At 45.4% G+C, this 21,099-nt stretch carries 20 protein-coding genes; 16 read left to right on the forward strand and 4 right to left on the reverse strand.

Annotated elements, in window-relative coordinates; genetic code table 11:
• Nucleotides 1-126: 126 nt before the first annotated feature.
• The 4 genes from UWK_RS10820 (at nucleotide 127) to UWK_RS10835 (ending at nucleotide 6,800) form a co-directional block, all read left to right on the forward strand.
• Complete coding sequence (locus UWK_RS10820; RefSeq protein WP_015404405.1) at nucleotides 127-3,156, forward strand: PEP/pyruvate-binding domain-containing protein; 3,030 nt, start codon at nucleotides 127-129, stop codon at nucleotides 3,154-3,156.
• Between the two features lie 76 nt (nucleotides 3,157-3,232).
• Nucleotides 3,233-4,582, forward strand: a complete 1,350-nt coding sequence (gene gdhA, locus UWK_RS10825; protein WP_015404406.1) for an NADP-specific glutamate dehydrogenase — start codon at nucleotides 3,233-3,235, stop codon at nucleotides 4,580-4,582.
• 73 nt (nucleotides 4,583-4,655) lie between these two features.
• The gene (locus UWK_RS10830; RefSeq protein WP_015404407.1) at nucleotides 4,656-5,408 is read left to right on the forward strand and encodes an arginyltransferase; all 753 of its coding nucleotides are present in this window, start codon (nucleotides 4,656-4,658) and stop codon (nucleotides 5,406-5,408) included.
• 255 nt (nucleotides 5,409-5,663) lie between these two features.
• Complete coding sequence (locus UWK_RS10835) at nucleotides 5,664-6,800, forward strand: NF038122 family metalloprotease (protein ID WP_015404408.1); 1,137 nt, start codon at nucleotides 5,664-5,666, stop codon at nucleotides 6,798-6,800.
• 210 nt (nucleotides 6,801-7,010) lie between these two features.
• Here UWK_RS10835 and UWK_RS18555 read toward each other — a convergent pair whose 3' ends face one another.
• A complete protein-coding gene (locus UWK_RS18555) occupies nucleotides 7,011-7,706 on the reverse strand; it encodes a PEP-CTERM sorting domain-containing protein (RefSeq protein WP_015404409.1) in 696 nt (231 codons plus the stop codon).
• Nucleotides 7,707-8,009: 303 nt separating this feature from the next.
• Here UWK_RS18555 and UWK_RS10845 point away from each other — a divergent pair, with 303 nt between their 5' ends.
• Complete coding sequence (locus UWK_RS10845; protein WP_015404410.1) at nucleotides 8,010-8,636, forward strand: cysteine hydrolase; 627 nt, start codon at nucleotides 8,010-8,012, stop codon at nucleotides 8,634-8,636.
• 80 nt (nucleotides 8,637-8,716) lie between these two features.
• Entirely contained in the window at nucleotides 8,717-9,061 is a 345-nt protein-coding gene (locus UWK_RS10850; RefSeq protein ID WP_015404411.1) for a hypothetical protein, read from the forward strand.
• An 87-nt stretch (nucleotides 9,062-9,148) separates the two neighbouring features.
• Here UWK_RS10850 and UWK_RS10855 read toward each other — a convergent pair whose 3' ends face one another.
• Complete coding sequence (locus UWK_RS10855) at nucleotides 9,149-9,964, reverse strand: ZIP family metal transporter (RefSeq protein ID WP_015404412.1); 816 nt, start codon at nucleotides 9,962-9,964, stop codon at nucleotides 9,149-9,151.
• Nucleotides 9,965-10,176: 212 nt separating this feature from the next.
• Here UWK_RS10855 and UWK_RS19430 point away from each other — a divergent pair, with 212 nt between their 5' ends.
• The 5 genes from UWK_RS19430 to UWK_RS10875 all read left to right on the forward strand — a co-directional run bounded on the left by UWK_RS19430 (nucleotide 10,177) and on the right by UWK_RS10875 (nucleotide 15,316).
• The gene (locus tag UWK_RS19430; protein ID WP_015404413.1) at nucleotides 10,177-10,353 is read left to right on the forward strand and encodes a hypothetical protein; all 177 of its coding nucleotides are present in this window, start codon (nucleotides 10,177-10,179) and stop codon (nucleotides 10,351-10,353) included.
• An 8-nt stretch (nucleotides 10,354-10,361) separates the two neighbouring features.
• Nucleotides 10,362-11,375: an AmmeMemoRadiSam system radical SAM enzyme gene (gene amrS, locus UWK_RS10860; protein WP_015404414.1), complete on the forward strand. Its 1,014-nt coding sequence runs from the start codon at nucleotides 10,362-10,364 to the stop codon at nucleotides 11,373-11,375.
• A gap of 119 nt (nucleotides 11,376-11,494) precedes the next feature.
• The gene (locus tag UWK_RS10865) at nucleotides 11,495-12,151 is read left to right on the forward strand and encodes a DUF2959 domain-containing protein (RefSeq protein ID WP_015404415.1); all 657 of its coding nucleotides are present in this window, start codon (nucleotides 11,495-11,497) and stop codon (nucleotides 12,149-12,151) included.
• Nucleotides 12,152-12,159: 8 nt separating this feature from the next.
• Nucleotides 12,160-13,509, forward strand: coding sequence for a ribosome biogenesis GTPase Der (gene der, locus UWK_RS10870; protein ID WP_015404416.1), 1,350 nt, complete (start codon nucleotides 12,160-12,162; stop codon nucleotides 13,507-13,509).
• Between the two features lie 7 nt (nucleotides 13,510-13,516).
• Nucleotides 13,517-15,316, forward strand: coding sequence for an SLC13 family permease (locus UWK_RS10875; protein ID WP_015404417.1), 1,800 nt, complete (start codon nucleotides 13,517-13,519; stop codon nucleotides 15,314-15,316).
• A gap of 37 nt (nucleotides 15,317-15,353) precedes the next feature.
• Here the strand turns inward: UWK_RS10875 and UWK_RS10880 are convergent, their stop codons facing one another.
• Nucleotides 15,354-16,337, reverse strand: coding sequence for an SPFH domain-containing protein (locus UWK_RS10880; RefSeq protein ID WP_015404418.1), 984 nt, complete (start codon nucleotides 16,335-16,337; stop codon nucleotides 15,354-15,356).
• A gap of 24 nt (nucleotides 16,338-16,361) precedes the next feature.
• Nucleotides 16,362-16,808 carry an NfeD family protein gene (locus tag UWK_RS10885; RefSeq protein WP_015404419.1) on the reverse strand — a complete coding sequence of 149 codons (447 nt, stop codon included), beginning with the start codon at nucleotides 16,806-16,808 and terminating at the stop codon, nucleotides 16,362-16,364.
• Nucleotides 16,809-17,033: 225 nt separating this feature from the next.
• Between UWK_RS10885 and UWK_RS10890 the strand changes: the two genes are divergently transcribed.
• From UWK_RS10890 to UWK_RS10915, 5 genes are all read left to right on the forward strand, one after another.
• A complete protein-coding gene (locus UWK_RS10890; RefSeq protein ID WP_015404420.1) occupies nucleotides 17,034-17,408 on the forward strand; it encodes an acyl-CoA thioesterase in 375 nt (124 codons plus the stop codon).
• An 85-nt stretch (nucleotides 17,409-17,493) separates the two neighbouring features.
• Nucleotides 17,494-18,162: a substrate-binding periplasmic protein gene (locus UWK_RS10895; RefSeq protein ID WP_167320741.1), complete on the forward strand. Its 669-nt coding sequence runs from the start codon at nucleotides 17,494-17,496 to the stop codon at nucleotides 18,160-18,162.
• Between the two features lie 359 nt (nucleotides 18,163-18,521).
• Nucleotides 18,522-19,979 (forward strand): cytochrome c family protein, encoded by a 1,458-nt coding sequence (locus UWK_RS10900; RefSeq protein ID WP_015404422.1) that lies wholly within the window; start codon nucleotides 18,522-18,524, stop codon nucleotides 19,977-19,979.
• A 143-nt stretch (nucleotides 19,980-20,122) separates the two neighbouring features.
• Nucleotides 20,123-20,842 carry a thioredoxin-dependent peroxiredoxin gene (prxU, locus tag UWK_RS19835; RefSeq protein WP_228130011.1) on the forward strand — a complete coding sequence of 240 codons (720 nt, stop codon included), beginning with the start codon at nucleotides 20,123-20,125 and terminating at the stop codon, nucleotides 20,840-20,842.
• 64 nt (nucleotides 20,843-20,906) lie between these two features.
• Complete coding sequence (locus UWK_RS10915; protein ID WP_015404425.1) at nucleotides 20,907-21,065, forward strand: rubredoxin; 159 nt, start codon at nucleotides 20,907-20,909, stop codon at nucleotides 21,063-21,065.
• The last annotated feature ends 34 nt before the right edge of the window (nucleotides 21,066-21,099 follow it).

A 21,099-nucleotide genomic window follows, 5' to 3' on the forward strand; every position in this document is an offset into this window, starting at 1 on the left:
AGAAATCGTGCTTTTTTGCTTTCACCACCTGCACTTTTCCATTTCCCTTTCATAATATATCCCATGTGCTACACTGACCGTATCTGAGTCTGGTTTCGTTATCTATAGGCAAGTGGGGCGGTCGGTATGCGTTTTGAGTCTGGAAAAGTAATCTCTGATTTTGATCCTCATTTTAAGATATTTCATGAACTGATGCCCTTCAAGGTACAGGAAATTCTTCTGGTTTCCAGTCCCTATGACGCATTTATTATGGAAGAGGATGGTTCCCTTGCGACTCGTATTGTAAATGAGTACCAGGGCTTGAATCTGAGTGGTGCTCCCCGCATCACGCTGGTGTCTTCGGGCAAAGAAGCTCTTGAAATCCTACGGCGCCAATCCTTTGATCTGGTTATAACCATGCCAAACGTCGGGGGCATGGACGCCTTTGCCCTCGGTGCTGCAATAAAAAAGATCCATCCTGTTCAGCAGGTTGTTCTTATATCTCACAGCCTTCGGGGTATATATCCCATACCTGAGAATGTTGATTGCCAATCCATTGATGATATCTATCTCTGGTGCTGTGAGGCAGATCTGCTCCTCTCCTTGATCAAGAATTTTGAAGATCATGTCAATGTCGATGCCGATACAGCCCGGGCCATGGTGAGGGTGATCATTATGGTTGAGGATTCGCCGGTATACAGATCGACTGTTCTTCCTATCCTCTATCATGAAGTAGTCCGTCAGACCCAGGCGGTGCTCGATGAAAGTCTCAACGAACCCCATCGATTGCTGCGCATGCGGGCAAGGCCTAAAATACTTACTGCCATTAATTATGAAGAGGCCATGGTTCTGTGTGAGGCTTACAAACCATATTTGTTTGGCATAATATCCGATGTTCGCTATCCGAGACAGGGGAAGATGGATGCCGAAGCGGGTATTCGTCTTCTTGAAAAGATGCGTGGTGAGGTTCCAGATCTGCCCATGCTGATGCTCTCTTCGGAACCTGAAAACAGAGCACGTGCCAAGGAGATCCCAGCTGTGTTTCTTGACAAGGATTCACCTTTCATTAGAGATGAAATTCATTCGTTTTTTCTCGATTATCTTGGCTTTGGTGATTTTGTTTTTCGACATCCCGATGGCGCACCAATTGCCCGTGCTTCAAATCTGTATGAATTTGAGCAACAGCTCCGTATTCTGCCATCTGAATCGTTGCGCTATCATGCCGAGTGCAACCATTTTTCCAATTGGGTTATGGCACGGGCTGAAGTTGCCCTTGCAGCACGCCTCCATCGTGATCATGTGAGTGGAATTAAAAACTGCGCTGATCTGCGTGACGATCTGGTCTTTAAGGTACATTCTCTCCGTAAGCTCCGACAGCTTGGAGTCGTGGTGAAGTTTTCTCGTGAGTACTTTGATCCTGATGTTATGGATTTTGTGAAAATAGGAAACGGCTCTCTTGGGGGAAAGGCGCGGGGGCTTGCTTTTATGTGGATGCAATTACAGCAGTCACGGGGATCTCATCCTATTTTGTCACAGAATAATGTCAGCCTTCCCAAGACCTGTGTTATTACCGCAGATGGTTTTGATGATTTTATCAGTGAAAATCAGTTACGGCTGGATAAAAATGCAAGTGATGAAGAGATTGCCGAAACCTTTCTTGCAGCGCAACTTCCCGGTTGGCTGCAGGAGGATCTGCGTGCCTTTCTGCAAAAAATCACCTTCCCTCTTTCGGTCCGTTCTTCAAGCCTTCTTGAAGATGCTCACTTTAAACCCTACGCAGGCCTCTATTCCACGTATTTTCTGCCCAATAATCACCCGTCTTTCAGTCTTCGCTGCCAGCAGCTCGAAGAGGCAGTCAAGCTTGTATATGCCTCAACCTGGTTTGAGAGTCCAAGGGCCTATTCCAAGGTGTCCGAGCAGGGCCGTGAGGATTCCATGGCTGTGATTGTCCAGCAGGTAGTGGGCCAGGATCATGGAGGTTTTTACTACCCGCATATCTCAGGTGTTGCCCAATCACATAACTACTATCCGGTGATGAAAATGAAGGCGGAGGAGGGTATTTCCCATATTGCTCTTGGTATCGGTAAGACCGTCGTTGAGGGAGAGCGTTCGCTGCGTTTTTCTCCGGCACACCCAAAACGGCTTGTTCAGTTTTCCACAGTGGATGATATCCTCACAAACTCTCAACGCCATTTCTATGCACTCGATATGAGTCATTCCACCCAACTGGATCGTAAGGGGTCAAACCTGGTTAAACGACTGGTTCAGGATGCAGAAAATGAAGATCCGGTACAGATTCTTTCCTCAACCTATATTCCTGATGAAAACAGAATCCGGGATACTGCTATGCCTGGAGTCAAGGTCGTTACCTTTGCCAGGATTCTTAAACATCAGCTCTATCCATTGCCTGAAATTCTTCTGGAGTTACTTGATCTTGGCCGGCGCGGAATGGGCTGTGAGGTGGAAATCGAGTTTGCTGTACGTCTGGATCCAAAGATCAATAGAAGTGAATTCTTTTTTCTACAAATGCGGCCCATGGTGACGGGTGGCGAAAATAGTGATGTCGCGATTTGTTCCCAGGAAATCAAAAGGGCATTCTGTTTCTCCAGATCCTGTCTTGGGCATGGCCGACTGGAGACCATGGCAGATATCATTCTTGTCAGGCCAGAGAGCTTTGATGCCGGAGCCACCAGGAATATTGCAGGAGAGATTAATGCATTGAACGCACGGCTCCAGGCTGAGAAACGTCCCTATCTACTGATTGGGCCCGGGCGTTGGGGTTCTGCCGATCCATGGCTTGGTATTCCTGTGCAGTGGCGTGATATCTCAGGGGTTGGAGCAATAGTCGAGCTGCAGAATGAACAGCTTCATGCTGATCCTTCCCAGGGGTCTCATTTTTTTCAGAATATAACATCACTTGGTATTCCCTATCTGACGGTTAAGGAGACGAAGGATGGATCTTCCGGAATATGCAGTGGGAAAGATGTGGATAGTTGTCTCAATTGGGATTGGCTTATGGGGCAGAAAGAATTTCAGGATACCCGATATCTACGTCATATTCGTTTTTCCGTTTCCTTTGTGATGAAGTGTAACGGAAAAGAGGAACTGGCTGTCATTTACCAGAAGGATGGAGAGGGGGGGACAGCGAAAACCTGTGAAGAGGTACGAAGAAAGTAATAAACTGAATGTGATTATAAGACTTCTCAGAATTTAATGTTTACCGAATAATTTATCTAGTGTTATGGAGGAATATATGAATGACATTATCAGCTTAATCAAAAGCAAAGATCCAGAACAACGTGAATTTCATCAGGCAGTTGAAGAAGTTATGGCCTCAGTACAGCCAGTGCTTGAGCGTAACCCCGAGTACCGGCAACAGGCGGTTCTGGCACGTGTGACGGAGCCGGAGAGGGTTATTATGTTTCGCGTTCCCTGGATGGATGACGATGGACAGGTTCATGTGAACCGCGGATTCCGGGTGGAGATGAACTCTGCCATCGGCCCCTACAAAGGAGGTCTGCGTTTTCATCCTTCTGTGAATATCGGGATTATAAAATTTCTCGCATTTGAGCAGGTCTTTAAGAATTCGTTAACCACTCTTGCCATGGGTGGTGGAAAAGGCGGCTCCGATTTTAATCCAAAGGGGAAGTCCGATGCTGAGGTGATGCGCTTTTGCCAGGCCTTTATGGCTGAACTGTTTCGCCATATCGGGCCGAATACCGATATACCCGCAGGAGATATAGGGGTGGGAGCCCGTGAAATCGGTTTTCTTTTTGGAATGTATAAAAAACTCCGTAACGAGTTCACCGGTGTCCTCACCGGAAAGAGTCTGAATTGGGGTGGAAGTTTGATTCGTCCCGAGGCCACGGGCTATGGAACAGTTTATTTTGCGGCCGAGATGCTTGCTACCCGTGGGGAAACTCTCGAGGGGAAAACCTGCCTTGTTTCCGGGTCTGGAAATGTGGCGCAGTTTCTTACGGAAAAAGTACTTGATCTGGGCGGGAAGGTACTGACTCTTTCTGATTCATCCGGGTATATTTATGATGAAGAGGGCATTGACCGTGAGAAACTTGCCTTTGTCCAGCACTTGAAAAACATCAGACGGGGCCGTATCGGCGAATATGCTGAGACGTATCGGAATGCCGTTTATACACCTCTTGACCCCTTACTGGATCATAATCCACTCTGGAATCATACGGCTGACTGTGCCTTTCCCTGTGCCACCCAGAATGAAATCAATGAGGTGGACGGGAAAAACCTTGTGAATAATGGGGTTCAGCTGATCAGTGAAGGTGCCAATATGCCGTCGGTTCCTGCTGCTGCTGATCTCTTTGTTGAACATCGTCTCCTCTATGCTCCGGGGAAGGCTGCCAATGCAGGAGGTGTGGCGGTGTCAGGTCTTGAAATGGCCCAGAATTCCATGCGTCTCTCCTGGCCCAGAGGAGAGGTTGATGATCGTTTGAAACAGATTATGCATTCCATACACAAAACCTGTGTGGACGCAGGGGAGAGTTATGGTGTCCAGGGAAATTATGTTGCAGGGGCAAATATCGCAGGCTTTGTAAAAGTTGTGAATGCCATGCTGGACCAGGGACTGGTGTAAGTGAAATATAAGGATGGGAGGTGAAAAGGCTGAAATGGAGTTTTTCAGTTTTTAGTCTTGAGTCTGATTTTTTATGAAAATGTCTTTGTACGATGAACAGTGTGCCCGGGATTTTGAGCTTATGGAATCCCGGATTGATCATTTCTTTGCCGAAATGGCGGTTGAATGCCCCTATCATCTTCCGCATGATGCCCGGTTTTACCAGGCTCTGTTTTCTCCGCTTTCAGACCGGGCGATGGAGCTGTTTCTTGCTTCCGGCTACCGGAGAAACGGGAACTGTCTCTACACCATGCATTGTCCCGACTGCTCGGCCTGCGTTCCTATTCGTCTGCATCCCCAGGAAATGAAACTGAATCGGAATCAGCGTCGGGTGCTCAAGAAAAATCAGGATATTGAGGTTGAATTTGCGCCAATTACCGCAAGTGAGGAAAATATCAGGCTCTGTGAAAAATTCCTTCGTAGTCGCTATCCCCACAAATACAATGACGGAAAATCCTATTATAAGGGCTTCTTTCTTAATCGGATCATTCCGGGTATGGAATTCCGCTTTCGCCTGCGGGGACGACTGGTTGGTACCGGAATTGTGGATGTCGGGCAGAACTGGATGAATGCGGTATATTTTTACTTTGATCCCGACGAGGCTTCACGCAGCCTTGGAACCTTCAACATTCTCAGCATGATCGAAACCTGTCTTAAGCTGGATATTTCCTATCTTTATCTTGGCTATTATATCGAAGAGGTGGCAGCCATGAATTATAAGCGTCGTTTTGATCCTCATTATCTCTATCTTGATGATGGGTGGCGGAAGATCGATAAGTTGACCTAGCTGCCTCTCTGGTGTTTTTTTTCGAAATAGTAACAATTAGTTCTGTTCATCATTCCTTGTATAGCATCTCTGTTCATATTGCTGCCATGTCAAATTAAAACGATATTTTAGCTAAATAAGATGTGCTTCTGTAGACGAGGGGCTGTTTTTTTGCTATAATAACACACAATAGTTTTGCACATGATTCGAGAGGATGTTTAAGAAGAATCCAACAGAAACATTTGAGTCTGCTTTGTTGAGACCTTGGGGGATGACATGAGGAAAATTGTTATTTTAGTAACCTGTTGCTTTCTATTGGGTTTTAGCAATCGTGTCCATGCGCTGGAAATTTTATATAATGATCTGTCTGGTGGGGGCATTAATGCAATTCAGATGAGTGCTTTTAATGAAGCCGCATCCTATTGGGAATCAATTTTTGTTGATAATGTCACCGTCCGTGTTGATATTGATATGCAGGCGTTAGGTACAGGAATTATAGGCAGCGCGCAATCCTATAAGGTTGATACATATTACGGAGATATCCGTAATGCCCTTGCAGGCGATGTTCGTTCAACGGATGATATTCTTGCTACAAGTAATCTTCAAACAACTGATCACCTGAATGTTGTCGTTAATGATTTGTATGATGACAATCATGCCTGGATACTTAATTCTTCCAGCACCGTTGAAGTGAATTCTGAACTTTGGGTGAACAGGGCAAACTTGAAGGCCCTCAGCCTCTTAAATGATGATGGACAGGCTGATGCTTCCGTCTTGATGAGCAGTAACTTTTCTTTTGATTACGATCGCAGTGATGGCATAGATAGTGATAAATTGGACTTTGCAGGAGTGATGGTGCATGAAATCGGTCACGCCCTCGGTTTTGTGAGTGGTGTTGATATTATGGATTATTACGGATTGGATGGGCCTGGTAATGGCTCATGGGACTGGGGATGGAGTGGCGAAGGTAGCAGCAATACATTAGAAGATGAGGGATATTTCTCTGTTCTGGATCTGTTTCGATATTCCGATTATATAAACGAATACGAATCAGGTTCTCTGTTTGGGTATTTAGACTGGACCTATGAGTCTGTTGAAGGAGGGTGGGGAGACTCGTATTTTTCCTTCGATGGAGGAACCACAAATCTGGCACCGTTTTCTACCGGCAGATATAATGGAGACGGTTATCAGGCTAGCCATTGGGAAGATGACCTTGGTTTGGGGCGTATGGATCCGACTACGGCATACGGAGAATATTATGATTTCCTGACACCACTTGATCTCCGAGCATTTGATGTTATTGGCTGGGATTTATCTGTGACCGACCCGGTTCCAGAACCAACAACTTTATTACTTTTTGGGGCTGGACTCTCCGGGCTGATTTATGTCAGAAGCAGGAAAAAGAGAAAATAAATTACTTTTCACCCTATCGTGTAATTCAAAGGGCAGAGCCATTCAGTTGGTTCTGTCTTTTTTTGTTTTCTTACTTTTATTATCCCCCATTCTTCCTTATTAGAACTGTTGTTACGAGTTCTAGCGTCAGTGGGTTGCTGGAGTGAGCCATAAAAAAAGGCAGAATCATCGAAATGAGACTGCCCTTGAAAGTGGAAAAGCTAAAGGTGACTACTTTTTCTTTTTACGAAATCTCAAGCTTGAAAGACCAACCAGTCCGGTACCGAAGAGAAGCATAGTTGCAGGTTCGGGGACGGGGGCATTGCCTACTGCAATATTGTCTATCTCAAAAGCCAAACTGGTACTAGTCAGCACAAAACTATCAAATCGTTCCAGGTCTAAAAAGTTCACATAGACATTGGTGGAAGGTGCCGTTTGGTTACCATATTCATCATTCCCGTTTTTGATATCTGAACCAGTAAACGATTGTGTCAATGTGGAACCATTGAAAAATGAAATAGTATTATATGTATCCACCGACCCCCACCAAAGACCAAAGTAGTCATAGGTCGCACCAAGTTGTGCTGTGATACTTCCTGAACTGCTGGGGTTAGGCACCGAAAGGTAGTTTGATTGGTCTCTGGAAGTAGTTCCAAATGGAGCAGCATATTGACCACTGGCAGAGCCGTTTACAACATTTGCACTTCCAGTCCAGGTCCAGGACTGATCTAAAGAACCTGACGGTGCTGTATTGATGGGTGCCTGATTAAATGTTTCTATTAAGAAATTATCAAAGTATGTATAAACTGACGTCTTATCTGCATCACTATCTTGGCTGAAATAATTAATAGTAGTAGCGTTTACACTAGAGGTTAGACTCAAAAAAAACACCCCTGTTATAGCTGTTAGATAAATTTTCTTTGTCATTGGTAACTCTCCATTTTACTAAATATGACGTGTATCGCATTCCATACAAGAATGTATATTATCATAAGATCCAATATCGCAACAGTAAAGCACTGTTTTGCGGTGTAGGTTAAAATAGGTGATCTGACTAGTTGCTGTAGAACTCTGATAAAATAAAAATAGGATAATAATCAGGGGGAAGCATAAGCCTTTTCGTGGAAACCCGACAGAGTCGTTTTTTGCTGGTTACTTGACGAAGATGAATCTTTGATGATATTAGTAAGCATAAGTGTTTCTTTATCAAAAACGTATCAGGAGGATAATATGTTACGAACAATTTCCTTTATTCTGGTTACCCTGTTTCTCTCCCCAATCCTTGTCCAAAGTGCCCCTATTGATGCAGTATGGAAGAGTGTTCAGGCTCCGGAAAATCCTGAATTGTCTTCCGTGACTATAAGCCCGGGTGATACGGCTCTGCTTATTCTTGATATTGAAGAATTGACCTGCAATATGGAGCGACGACCCAGGTGTCTGGAAACCGTTCCCCGTATTGCTGACCTTATGGCTCGTGCTCGAAAAGCCGGAGTGGCAGTAATCTATAGCCTGACTCCCAAGGGAACTCCCGAGACTATATTGCCATCAGTTACACCTCGAAATGGAGAAGCAATAGTCCAGTCGTCTGTGGATAAATTCTGGAAAACTGACCTGGAAAAGATTCTTCAGGAGAAGAACATAGCTAAAGTTATAATCACAGGAACGGCCGCCCATGGCGCTGTTATGCACACGGCAACGGCTGCCGGATTCCGAGGGCTTGATGTTATTCTCCCAGTGGATTGTCTGTCAGCAGCGGATCTTTATACGGAACAGGCGACTGTGCAACTGCTGAAAACCGGTCCTGGAACCAGAAAGCGGATAACCATGACCAGTAGTCCTCTGATCACTTTCCCCTGATTAGGGGTAAAGGAAGAGAGGGCATCTGGTAGCAGTATGTAACTACTGTGTTATAGAATACCTTTGATCAAGGAGAGTGTATGATTTTACAAAATTTTCCTGAAGCAGTTAAAGAGTTTGCCATCCAGGTCTATCAGAAACCTGAAAATGAGAAGGATTTACGCCGAACCCATGTCTCCTTCAGCGGCACTCCACAGAAACATCCCTATGATAAAGATAAAGTTATCCTGGTAATAGATCCCTACAGCAGTAATGTTTCTTATTTCGAGTTTTTAACTCGTGATATATCGTTTGTGGAGGATTTGACCAACATGGTGGACACCGCCGGTAATGTCATTCCCTTTATGCGACTCTGGGTCAAAAAAGAAAGTATTGGGATTCGGTCGACACCATTTGTAGTGGCTGATACCAGAGGTGTTCTGTAAAGAAAAAAGAAGTGACAGCGGTCACAATACTTACAGCTGGGTGCAGAGAGAGGTAACTTCCTCCCCCTTAAAGGGGGGAGTGCCGGTTTAGCCCAGTGATACATCAAGTATCATCATCACTGAAAAACCAAGCATCGTTGCCATTGTAACCATATCAATGTTTTCGTAGCTTCTCTGAGATTCTGGAATAAGTTCCTCCACCACAACAAAGATCATTGCCCCGGCAGCAAAACAAAGAGCATAGGGGAGGATGTTCTGCATTTTCAGGACAAAAAGTGCACCCGCCACCCCGGCAATAGGTTCTACTATGCCTGAAGACTGACCGAGGAGGAAACTTTTCCACTTGGACATGCCTTCTCTTCTCAGCGGCATCGATACAGCGGAACCTTCGGGGAAATTCTGAATTCCGATGCCAATAGCCAGGGCAATTGCTCCTCCGATCGATGCAGCGGGAAGCCCTGCTGCCACGGCGCCGAAAGCGACACCAACAGCAAGCCCTTCGGGGATGTTGTGAAGGGTTATGGCGAGAACCAGGAGAGTACTGCGCTGCCACGATGTTTTTATTCCCTCACTTTTTTCAATGCTGAGACTCGGATGGAGATGTGGCAGGAATGCATCGATTGTTCGCATGAAAATCCCACCTCCCATAAAGCCGATAACTGCGGTGAGCCAGGGCGTTTGGCCCAGTTGGTCTGCCATCTCTATACCAGGTGCCAGTAGAGACCAGAAACTGGCTGCAATCATTACTCCTGCAGCAAAACCCAGCATGGAGTCCATCAGCTTTTTATCCACTGCCCTTGTGAAAAAAACAAGTGCCGCCCCTGCGGCAGTAACACCCCAGGTGAAGAGCGTTGCAAAGAAGGCCTGGGTAACTGGATTGAACTGTTGTATGAATTCTATCATTTTGGATTCGGTCGCTCCCTACGTATTTTTTGTGAAGTCAGAAGATGTCGAGATTATTGGATATGTCCACAGCATGTGGTGCTGCCGTAGGTGGTTGTGCCAATATGTTGTGGTTGATCGTTGACTCCAGTGTCTCTTTATGATAAACTAAAACAGTGGTTGTAAAAAGGTATTTTTTTTCTTGAATCTCTATTTGTTGATGGAGGCATTCCATGAAAAAATGGCACCTTGAGGGAGTCTGTTCCCGTGTTACTCCCAGAAAGCTTGTCCTTCCTGATCCCGGTCAATCTGCTTTTTATCGCTCTGTTTCCTTTTCTGAATTTTCAAAAGAATCTAAAGTTACATTGGCTTGCAGAAAGGTTGCTGTGTTTTTTATTCGTTTTTTTTAGGGGGGATGATGAAAGAAGCGCTTCTCTATCAGAAGGAATCAAACGATCGGGTTACCTGCTTGCTTTGCAGTCATAACTGCTCCATTGCCAACCATCGTCGGGGCCTTTGTGGGGTTCGTGAAAACAAAGGTGGTGTGCTCTACAGTCTGGTGTATGGGAAAGTAATTGCCGAACATATAGATCCCATTGAGAAAAAACCACTTTTTCATGTTCTTCCCGGAAGCAGAAGCTTATCTATTGCGACTGTGGGCTGTAATTTTTCCTGTCGCCATTGCCAGAATGCCTCTATTTCACAACCAGGTTCTTTCAGCAGTGATGCTGTGCCAGGGGTCGCGAAAAGTCCGGAAGCTGTTGTGGAGAGTGCCCTTGCAGCAGGATGTAACTCTATCAGTTATACCTATGTGGAACCGACGATCTTTTTCGAATATGCTTATGACTGTATGAGTCTTGCAAAAAGAGAGGGGCTTAAAAATTGTTTTGTTTCCAATGGCTATATGAGTAAACCTGCAACTGAACTGCTGACCCCAGTGCTGGATGCTATCAATATTGACCTGAAATCCTATCGGAATGAATTTTATAAAACTGTCTGTGGAGCACGGTTGCAGCCGGTACTGGATAGTATTCGAAGAATGCATGATGCCGGGGTTTGGGTGGAGGTTACGACTCTGTTAATTCCAGGCTTGAATGACAGCGACGAAGAGTTACGACAGATTGCTGATTTTCTGGTCTCAATTGATAAATCGATCCCCTGGCATGTCACCGGGTTTTTCCCTACCTACAAATTAACCGATCGACCTCCAACCAGTTTAGAAAGTCTTGAGCATGCACGTGAAATTGGAATAGCTCAGGGGCTGCAGTATGTGTACGCAGGGAACAGGCCCGGAAAGGGTGGTGAGAATAGTTCCTGCCCATCCTGCGGTTTTGAAGTGATCCTGCGCCATGGATTTTTCATTCAAAAAAATAACCTTATTCAGGGGAAATGTCCCTCCTGTAACTCCTCAATTGCTGGAATATGGGAATAAAGTCATCCCATTGCTGATTTTTTACTTGCGTTTATTTGTGGCCAGCGACTAGCCTTCAGTGTAGGTTTCTCTGACGTACAATACCATTCATCAACAATACTCCTGAAGAGGGTTATCAAATGAAATTGTTATGTAAAGATGTTCTGTTTTTCTGTTCCTGTGTTTATATGCTTTTTGCTCTGACAGCCTGTTCCAGCACCTACTATGGTGCTATGGAGAAAGTTGGCGTACATAAACGTGATATCCTGGTCGATCGCGTGGAGGATGGCCGCGACTCTCAACAGCAGGCTCAGAAGCAATTTCAATCGGCTCTGCAACAGTTTGATTCAGTCGTAAAACTCGAAGAGACGGATCTGAAGAAGGCCTATGATAAACTTAATAAAGAGTACGAGAAGAGCAAAAAAGCTGCCGATGATGTCTCCATCCGGATTGGTAAAATTGAATCTGTTGCCAATGCATTGTTTAAAGAGTGGAAGAGTGAGCTGAAACAGTATGAAAGTAAAGAACTGCGACGCTCCAGTGAAGAGCAGTTAGAAAATACCAAAACACGTTACAATGAAATGCTTGCTACCATGAAGGCAGCAGAACAGACCATGGAACCGGTTCTGAAAATATTTCACGATAATGTACTCTTTTTGAAACACAACCTGAATGCCCAGGCCATTGGTTCCCTGCAGTCTGAATTCACCAATCTTGAAGGACAGATTGGAGAGTTGATTCAGTCTATGAATGTGGCCATTGAATCATCCAATAAATTTATCGCAGATCTCAAATAATCCCCATTATGCCTATTCAAACACATTCAATTGTTGCCCTCGTTGGTCGCCCCAATGTTGGAAAATCGACCCTGTTTAACCGTATAACACGCTCAAGAAAGGCGCTTGTTGACCCTACTCCCGGTGTTACACGTGACCGCCATTACGAAAAGGTCGTATGGAACGACAAGCTTTTCATGCTCGTTGATACAGGCGGTATAGAGGATGCAAGCGGTGATACCATGGGCGGACATATCCGAAACCAGGCTCTTGCTGCCATTGAGGAAGCGGATATCATACTCTTTGTGCTTGATGGTCGTGAAGGCGTAACACCTGCTGACAAGGAAGTGGCAAACCTTTTACGGCGAACAGATAAAACCATTTTCTACGTGATCAATAAAATTGACGGTCCTGAGCAGGAAACCGAGCAGATGGCTCAGTTTTATGAGTTGGGAGTAAATGAATTATGGGCGGTGTCTGCCGAGCATAAATATGGTTTCCATACCTTAATGGATGCACTCGATGAGAGCCTTCTTGAAAGTGATGATGAGATTGATCTTCCCGATGGGACGGTAAAAGTTGCATTTTTTGGACGACCCAACGTTGGAAAATCTTCCATGATAAACCGGATTCTGGGACACGACCGAATGGTGGTCTCCGAAGTTTCCGGTACGACACGGGATTCCGTGGATACTCTGCTGACACATGGGAAATATAACTATCTCCTGATCGATACTGCTGGTATCAGAAGGAAGGGTAAGACTAAAGAAAAACTGGAAAAATTTTCCATCCTCAAGGCTCTGGCAGCCCTTGAGAAATGCGATATTGCTGTTGTTCTCATTGATGCCGAGGAAGGAATCACCGAGCAGGATACCAAGGTGATTGGTTATACTCAGGAGCAGGGCAGGGGACTAATTCTGCTTGTGAATAAGTGGGATCTGGTGAAGGATGACAAAGAGCGTCAGAAACAGATTATGGGAGAAATTGCTCTCGCTGTCCCCTTTGTCGGATTTGCACCTCTCCTCACAGCTTCAGCCCTTACAGGCTATGGAATTAAACGACTTTTTCCCACAATAGGTTCCGTGTATCGGCAATTTACCTCTGTATTTCCGACATCTGCTCTCAACCGACTGTTACAGGATGCAGTTGAGGATCATTCGCCACCAATTTATAAGAATAAACGCCTGAAGTTTTATTATACCTCCCAGGTTGGAAGCAGGCCTCCAAAGTTTGTCATCATGAGTAACAGTTCCAAAGGGGTTCATTTTTCTTATGAACGATATCTGACAAACAGATTTCGCGATGGACTTGGCTTGGATAAGGTTCCTATTCAACTGTATATCCGCGACAAAAACAGAGATAAAAAAGGAAAAAAATAGTTTACTTATGTCTCCTCTAGTTATCGTTGTCTGTATTCTGCTAGTAACATTTGGTCTTCTTATTTTCAGTAAACTTCCCCCGGCAGCCGTATTTATCGGAGCCCTGACCCTGACCATCACCTTTAAACTTGCCCCCTTGGATGATTCTCTGAAGGGCTTTAGTAATCCAGGAGTCCTGACCATTGGAGCTCTGTTTATGATTGCCGCCGGAATGTATTCAACCGGTGCTGTCTCAATCCTCAGTGAAAAACTTATCGGGCGTCCACGGTCCATTTTAAAGGCCCAGCTCAAAATATTGCCAAATATTGCCTTTGGTTCGGCATTCTTGAACAACACTCCACTAGTTGCCATGATGATCCCTGTTATCAGGGATCTTTCCAGGAGCTGCGGGTTGGATGCGAAGAAACTGCTTATTCCGGTAAGCTATGCCTCCATTCTGGGCGGAACCTGTACCCTGATTGGAACCGCTACAAATCTTGTGATTGCAGGTCTTGTCAATGAGACCCTTAAGCGTGGGGGTGCTGATCTGCCGCATATGGTTCCCGTTGGAATGTTTGATCTCTCCTTGATTGGGGTACCTGTTACGATTGTAGGGCTTGTCTTCCTTATGACGGTTGGGACATCTCTTCTTCCTGCAACTGCTGAAGGGCTTGACGTGAAGGGGGAAGTGCGACGCAGATGGTTCCGGGTGGAACTTGCCATTGAAGACAAGAGTCCGCTCATTGGAAAAACCCTTGATGATGCGGGACTTATGGCCAGTGACGGCTTTTATATCATGTCTATTTCGCGAAACAGAAACAAACTGGAGTTGAATCCTGATATTACTTTAGTCGCAGGAGATATGCTGAGCTTTTCTGCCGATGTCAGTGGCGCAAAAGGTTTGTGGGCGACGATTGGGCTTAAACCGCTCTATTCGACCAAAGAACAGAAGGCTGATCGTCATCGGCATCATCTGGTGGAAGTGGTTGTGTCCCGACGGAATCCCATGATAGGGCATCAGATCGGAGAGGTGGAAGCTGCAGACAGAAATTTTGAAGTATGGCTGGTGGCCTTTGCCCGTGGTGAGGCAGCCATGCATTATCCACTGGAAGAAACGGTCATTCAGGCAGGTGATGTTGCCCTGCTCGAAGTGAAAGACAGGTTTTTCTATCGTAACCGCAACGAAACCGATTTTGCGATGACTAAAAAACTTCGTGGCGCCCGTATTCAGCGAACGGATAAGGCCCTGCTGGCATCTGTGATAACGGGAACCATGGTGTTTTCCGTTGCCTTTGGCCTTATGAGTATGTTGAATGCTGCACTGCTTGCAGCAGGAGGGATGCTGCTTAGCGGGTGCATGAATCTGGAAGACGCCGGACGTTCCGTTGATTTCTCAACTCTTATGGTGATTGCTTCGGCCATGGGACTCGAGTCTGCAGTAACTGCATCGGGATTATCTTCAGTAATAGGTGATTTCCTGGGACTGCTTGGCGGCGACAATGCCTATATGGCACTTGCCGTGGTCTTTCTCGGCTGTGTACTTATGGATGCCATGGTCACTAATGTGGCGTCGGCGGTGTTCATGTTCCCCATTTCCATGTCCATTGCCTCGGCCCTGGATGTGAGTTTTATGCCATTTGTGATAGTGGTTATGGTGGGAGCATCCTGCAGCTTTATCTCTCCTGTGAGTTACCAGACAAATCTTATGGTGTATGGGCCTGGAAAATACAGTTTTGGTGACTTTGTAAAAATCGGTATTCCACTTACTATGCTTGTTGGTGTGATTACGGTTTTTCTTACGCCTCTGTTCTTCCCATTTCATGTCTGAGGCGACTGCTCAGACATGCAATGGACGGAGAGAGTGTTTATGGTTGCAGTGTTTCCCGAGGCCGGACAGGTCTTTTGACGGGCGGTTGTGGTTTTGGTTGAAGAGGTTTGTTGGCCTGCTTGATGGTGGACATGGCAGCAGTTACCATGGAAGCCACGTCTGTAAGATTGGCGGGAAGAATCATGGTGTTGTTTTCTTTGGCTAGTTTTCCGAACTCGTTAATGTAGCTTTTTGCAACTTCCAGATTTGCCGCTTCGCTTCCACCCGGCATGCTTAGTGCTTCGGCTACTCTTCGGATTCCTTCGGCAGTGGCCTCTGCAACCATGGTGATTTCCCTGGCCCTTCCCTCTGCTTCATTAATCCGTTTCAGTTTCTCGCCTTCTGACCTGGCAATGGCTTCTGCTTTATCACCTTCGGCCCGGTTGATGGTAGACTGTTTATCACCTTCAGACCGTGCGATATCAGCCCGCTTTTCCCGTTCCGCCTTCATCTGCTTTTCCATGGCCTCCAGGACTGTACGTGGCGGCTGGATATCTTTGATTTCATAACGAAGGACTTTAACACCCCAGTTTTCTGCTGCTTCGTCGAGTGCCAAAACAACCTGGCCATTCAGGGTTTCTCGTGCTTCAAAGGTTTTATCAAGATCAATTTTACCTATGGCCGAGCGAAGGCTGGTCTGGGCAAGCTGGGCAGCGGCAAAATGGAAATTATCAATTCCATAGGCTGATTTTTTGGAGTCAATAACCTGGATATACAAAATACCGTCCACCTCCAATGTGACATTGTCGGCAGTGATACAGGTTTGTGCCTCAATATCGATCGGTTCTTCCTTGAGACTTCGTTTATAGGCCACCCGGTCAAAGAAGGGGATCAGAATGTGAAATCCTGCCTGTAAGGTTCCTCTGTATTTTCCAAGCCGCTCCACAACAAATTCCATACGCTGTGGAACAATTACCGCAGTTTTAATGAGAATGATGAGTAAAAAGGCAATGAGGATGCCAAGGGCTATAAAAGTTTCCATTCTATTCTCCTTGATTGAAGGGATTTAAGAAAGTTTTTTTACTGTAATAAGCAGTTCTTTCTGTTCGACTATTTCAACGACCTCACCTGACTCTATTGCTTCATCTGATACGGCACGCCAGAATGTGCCGGCAAATTTGACCTGTCCTTCTGCGGGTGGTTTGATCGTGGCGGTAACCACGCATTTTTCGCCACCGCTTGCCAGGATAGAATCTGCTTCTTCGTTCTTTTTATCTCCAATGAAGACCTTTTTAACTATTCCCCGAAGGCCGAAAAGACAGACCAGTGAGAGCACCAGGAATACTCCAAGCTGAGTGTTGACGCTCCATGGGAAGATGTAGCAGCCAAGGGCCGTGAGCCATGCGGCAAGCCCAAAAAAGAAGAGAACAAAGCCTGGAACGGCCATTTCCAATACAAAAAATGTCACACCGATACTGAGCCACATCAGTCCGGGATAGGTGATTTCCATCATTTAAAGATCCTCTTAGGTGGAAGTTGATTTTCAGGTATTGTACGGGAACAGGATGAAACAGTCAAATTGAAGATGGTTGTTTGTGTTGGGAATTACCTGCCATTGGAAAAAAGTGTTGTTATCACCTGTATTTTCTGGAATGATACGCGACAGTTCATGATGAATTCTTAAATTTTATCACGGGATATTAATCCTTAATTCTGAAGAGGCATAATTGAGGTTACCATGAAAGCACCTTCAAAAGAACCTGCTATCCGTCTCGTCATGTTACCTAAATATACGAATCCCGATGGTGATATCTTTGGTGGGGTGATTCTTTCCATGATTGATGAGGCTGCGGCCGTTGAGGCACAGCGGCAGGCTCACCATCGCTATGTTACCGTGTGCATGGATTCCATTCAGTTCCATCATCCTGTACAGGTAGGGGATGTAGTCAGTCTCTGGTGTGAGACTATAACAATTGGCAGGAGTTCCCTTAAAATTCATATTATTGTCTTTGCCCGTCCAAGATGGTCCGATGAGGAGATTAAAGTGACGGAGGCCACGGTGACCATGGTGGCTATAAACGAACAGAGAAAAGCGGTTCCAGTCTTTGAGTAAGTTTATTAGATATCTGATAACGTGGATTGATATATTTTTCTTTCGCTCCATTATCATTCTGGTCGTCCTGGGAGTCTTTTCTCCATTGAGTTACGCACAGGATATTCACGTTGCCACGGATATCTGGGAAGGATATTCCAATAGGGATGGTACTGGCTATTATTTTGATATACTGAGAGAAATCTATCCATCTCCAGAATATAGCCTTAAAATAAGTTATGTTCCTTTCAGACGTGGACTCCGTATGGTTGAAACCTCCCGGGCCGATCTTACCCTGGGGGTGAACAGGGGGGATATGGATGATGGTTTTATTGCAAAAGCTGTCGTCGAGAATGATACCGTAGACCTCCTTATGAGTAGAGACTTGGCCCAGAAATGGCAGGGGCTCAATTCCCTAAAAAATAAAAGGATTGCAGCCAGAAGTGGTTATAATTTTGATATTCATTTTGATTTCCCCATCGAATACAGTGAAAATAACAGCCTGCTGGGAATGATGCGGATGCTCAAAATCGGGCGGATAGATGCTGTACTTGATTATCTTGCTGATATGAAGAACCTGTGGGAGCAGGCCTGCCTTGATGATAATTATATCATTATGGAGGCAGTGCTTGCCAGTCCCGCCTTCTTTGCCTTTTCAAGAGAGCAACAAGATCTGAAAAAACATTTTGAAACAAAATTCCAGGAATTACTTCAATCGGGAAGGATTTACGAATTAGGAAGGAAGTATGGCATTGAGGAAAGCCAACTCCCTTGAATTAAGAGTTGTCCTTGCTGTACCAACCAGCCTTTGTCTCCAGGATTCCTGATCCACAGAATTTACTGTACTCTCCTACCATTTTGCTATCCTTTCTGGTCACCTTAGTCAAAAAAAGCCTCCATCTTTACGTTAAGTAATCGCTGGTGTCTTAGTGGTAAATATTATTTTATGAGAACGTTTCTTCTTTTATTGACTTTTCTGTTAGGGCTTTTATTATGTGTAAATGTCTTTTTCGTTTGGGTTTAACAGCGCATTTCCAAATAGAGAAATCGAATCAAAATGATACACTGTAATGTACTGTCGGTAATCACCACGCTGGCAAACTAAAAAAAATCTACCCATGAAGGAGAGAATGAATGAAAGGAAAGTATTCGGGAATAACTATTGGAATGAGTGCAGGCCTTATCGCTGTTGCATCATTGGCAATGGCAACAGGAAATGGTGTGGACATGGAGCAGTATCCCTATGCACCATCACTGATCCAATGGGAGAAGTCAGCGGCGGAATTTACTGAACCCGAAACCTGCGCCGAGTGTCATCCTCAGCAATACGAGGAATGGCGTGGCTCCATGCACTCCATTGCTTTTCAGGATCCTATTTATCAGGGAGAGTTGAAACTTGCTATTGAAGCAGTGGGTCATGATGTTGCAAAACAGTGTGAAGGCTGCCATACCGCAGCAGCTGTAGTTAATGGAGAAGTAAAAGGGGCGGGTTTGAAAGATCTGAGTCCTCTTGCCATGGCTGGGGTTTCCTGTGATGTCTGCCATTCCATAAAGGGACATACCCACTGGCAGACTCCGACCCATCAACCGGAAAACGGGTCGATGATCCTGTCTCCCGGAAAAGAAGTGGATGGCGAAGTCATTCTTACGAAATTCGGTCCCTTTCCTGCCAGTGAAGATTGTGGCGAAGGGTTTCATGAGTGCGTTGAGTCCCCCCTCCATCTGAAGACGGAGCTCTGTGCCTCCTGCCATCAGGTCACCCATTACGAAAAACATACCCCTCTGGAAATGACGTATACGGAGTGGAAAAACAGTACCTACGCAGCAAAAGATATTAATTGTCAGGACTGCCATATGGTTGATCTGGAAACGTTCAAACGTTCTGCAGACACCTTCCAGAAACCTGTTCGAGGTGAATATCATCATTATTTTAACGGCGCTAATTTTCTGATGTATGCACTGACTGAAATGGCGGCAAAAAAGGCTGGAGATGAGGAGTTGGCTGTCAGCGCCCGCCAAAAATATGAGATGGCAGTAGGTCGGTTACAGGCTGCAGCTGAGTTGGATATCGATCCCATTTATCGGGACGGCAGGCTGGCTGAAGTGAAGATTCGAGTGAATAACAGACGTGCCGGGCATAACCTTCCAACCTCTCTGACAAATATTCGTCAGATGTGGCTTGAGGTGACAGCCACTGATGCCTCAGGAAAGGTCGTGATGAGCAGTGGGCATATTGATGAAAAAGGAAAACTTCCAGAAGGAACCAGACTGTTTAATTCAGACGGAATGGGGGAAAATATGCATTTTGCTCTTGATCCCTGGGAAATAGTCAGTTTTTCCAAGCACGATACAATACCCCCGAAGGGGTACCGCGAGGTGCATTATGGGCTGAGCAGTAACAGCAGTACTCCGATCACCTTGAATGTAAAACTTCGTTTTCGTCAGGCAAACCAGAAAGTGGCTGAAAAACTTCTTAGTCATGTTCCCGATGATATGCACCTGGATGTCATTTACGGAATTAAGGAAGTGCCACCCGTACCCATTATAGATATGGTGGAGAAAACCTTGCAATTCGAGACCAGCGAGAAATAATTAGTTAATATTACAGTATCTTATTTGTTTCTAATCAAAAATGCTGGAAATTAATTACCATATACATATATACTACAAAGATATCAACAAGAGGTGGATGATTTCACCATCATCCAAACTGCCAACCCCAAAAGGAGCTAAACATGCCTGAAGAAGCAGCTGTGGGATGTGCCAGACCTACCGGAGGACCGGTTGGTGAAGAGCCGGACAGCAAAGTAACAGATGAAAAACAACCAGCAAAAAAGGAGATTTCCATGATTAAAGTTGGTAAAAAAGCCCCGGACTTCACAGCTCCGGGATTCCATAAGGGAGAATTTATTAACACCAAGCTTTCAGATTATCTGGGAAAATGGGTTTTACTCTGTTTTTATCCGGGTGATTTTACTTTTGTCTGAGCTACTGAAATTTCAGCGGTCGCTGAAAAATATCCTGAACTTCAGAAATTAGGTGTTGAAGTCCTCTCCATGTCTATTGACTCCATGTTCACCCACAAGATGTGGGATGAAGATGAGCTGAGTAAGATGGTGGACGGCGGAGTCCCCTTTCCAATGCTTTCAGATGCGGGCGGTAAAGTTGGGACCGTCTATGGTGTTTATGACGAGGATGCGGGAGTTGAGGCCCGTGGCCGTTTTATCATTGATCCCGATGGTGTGGTTCAGGGCTATGAGGTTCTCACTCCACCAGTTGGCCGAAATGTCAATGAGACCTTCCGTCAGGTACAGGCATTTCAACTGGTACGGGAAACCAAGGGCGGAGAAGCTACACCTTCTGGATGGCGACCAGGTAAGGCAACGCTCAAACCGGGAATTGATCTTGTTGGTAAGGTCTGGAAAGTGTGGAAGACAGAACAGGCCTTTGACTGATACTTTGTTTGCAGTAAAAAGCAGAATGGGATGAAAAAATTTATATTCTAAAAGAGGTGTTATTATGCAGAAATGGGAATGCCCTTGTGGCTATATATACGATCCTGAAGAAGGGGATTATGAGAATGGGGTTGAGCCTGGTACTCCCTGGGAAAAACTCCCGGAAGGGTGGGTTTGTCCTAAATGCGGCGCAGAAAAAGAAGATTTCTGGAAAGCTGACTAAGTAAGCTATAAAAGGCAGAATCATTAAGTTGATT

The organism is Desulfocapsa sulfexigens DSM 10523 (assembly GCF_000341395.1).
Taxonomy (GTDB): Bacteria; Desulfobacterota; Desulfobulbia; order Desulfobulbales; family Desulfocapsaceae; genus Desulfocapsa; species Desulfocapsa sulfexigens.

Excerpts from the sequence above, each read along its gene's own strand:
- der (WP_015404416.1), top strand. The coding sequence starts at position 12,160 with ATGCCTATTCAAACACATTCAATTGTTGCCCTCGTTGGTCGCCCCAAT.
- UWK_RS10885 (WP_015404419.1), bottom strand. The coding sequence starts at position 16,808 with ATGATGGAAATCACCTATCCCGGACTGATGTGGCTCAGTATCGGTGTG.
- gdhA (WP_015404406.1), top strand. The coding sequence starts at position 3,233 with ATGAATGACATTATCAGCTTAATCAAAAGCAAAGATCCAGAACAACGT.
- UWK_RS10900 (WP_015404422.1), top strand. The coding sequence starts at position 18,522 with ATGAAAGGAAAGTATTCGGGAATAACTATTGGAATGAGTGCAGGCCTT.
- amrS (WP_015404414.1), top strand. The coding sequence starts at position 10,362 with ATGAAAGAAGCGCTTCTCTATCAGAAGGAATCAAACGATCGGGTTACC.
- UWK_RS10850 (WP_015404411.1), top strand. The coding sequence starts at position 8,717 with ATGATTTTACAAAATTTTCCTGAAGCAGTTAAAGAGTTTGCCATCCAG.
- UWK_RS10855 (WP_015404412.1), bottom strand. The coding sequence starts at position 9,964 with ATGATAGAATTCATACAACAGTTCAATCCAGTTACCCAGGCCTTCTTT.
- UWK_RS10880 (WP_015404418.1), bottom strand. The coding sequence starts at position 16,337 with ATGGAAACTTTTATAGCCCTTGGCATCCTCATTGCCTTTTTACTCATC.
- UWK_RS19430 (WP_015404413.1), top strand. The coding sequence starts at position 10,177 with ATGAAAAAATGGCACCTTGAGGGAGTCTGTTCCCGTGTTACTCCCAGA.
- UWK_RS10865 (WP_015404415.1), top strand. The coding sequence starts at position 11,495 with ATGAAATTGTTATGTAAAGATGTTCTGTTTTTCTGTTCCTGTGTTTAT.
- UWK_RS10890 (WP_015404420.1), top strand. The coding sequence starts at position 17,034 with ATGAAAGCACCTTCAAAAGAACCTGCTATCCGTCTCGTCATGTTACCT.
- UWK_RS10830 (WP_015404407.1), top strand. The coding sequence starts at position 4,656 with ATGAAAATGTCTTTGTACGATGAACAGTGTGCCCGGGATTTTGAGCTT.
- UWK_RS10875 (WP_015404417.1), top strand. The coding sequence starts at position 13,517 with ATGTCTCCTCTAGTTATCGTTGTCTGTATTCTGCTAGTAACATTTGGT.
- UWK_RS10915 (WP_015404425.1), top strand. The coding sequence starts at position 20,907 with ATGCAGAAATGGGAATGCCCTTGTGGCTATATATACGATCCTGAAGAA.
- UWK_RS10835 (WP_015404408.1), top strand. The coding sequence starts at position 5,664 with ATGAGGAAAATTGTTATTTTAGTAACCTGTTGCTTTCTATTGGGTTTT.
- UWK_RS10845 (WP_015404410.1), top strand. The coding sequence starts at position 8,010 with ATGTTACGAACAATTTCCTTTATTCTGGTTACCCTGTTTCTCTCCCCA.
- UWK_RS18555 (WP_015404409.1), bottom strand. The coding sequence starts at position 7,706 with ATGACAAAGAAAATTTATCTAACAGCTATAACAGGGGTGTTTTTTTTG.
- UWK_RS10820 (WP_015404405.1), top strand. The coding sequence starts at position 127 with ATGCGTTTTGAGTCTGGAAAAGTAATCTCTGATTTTGATCCTCATTTT.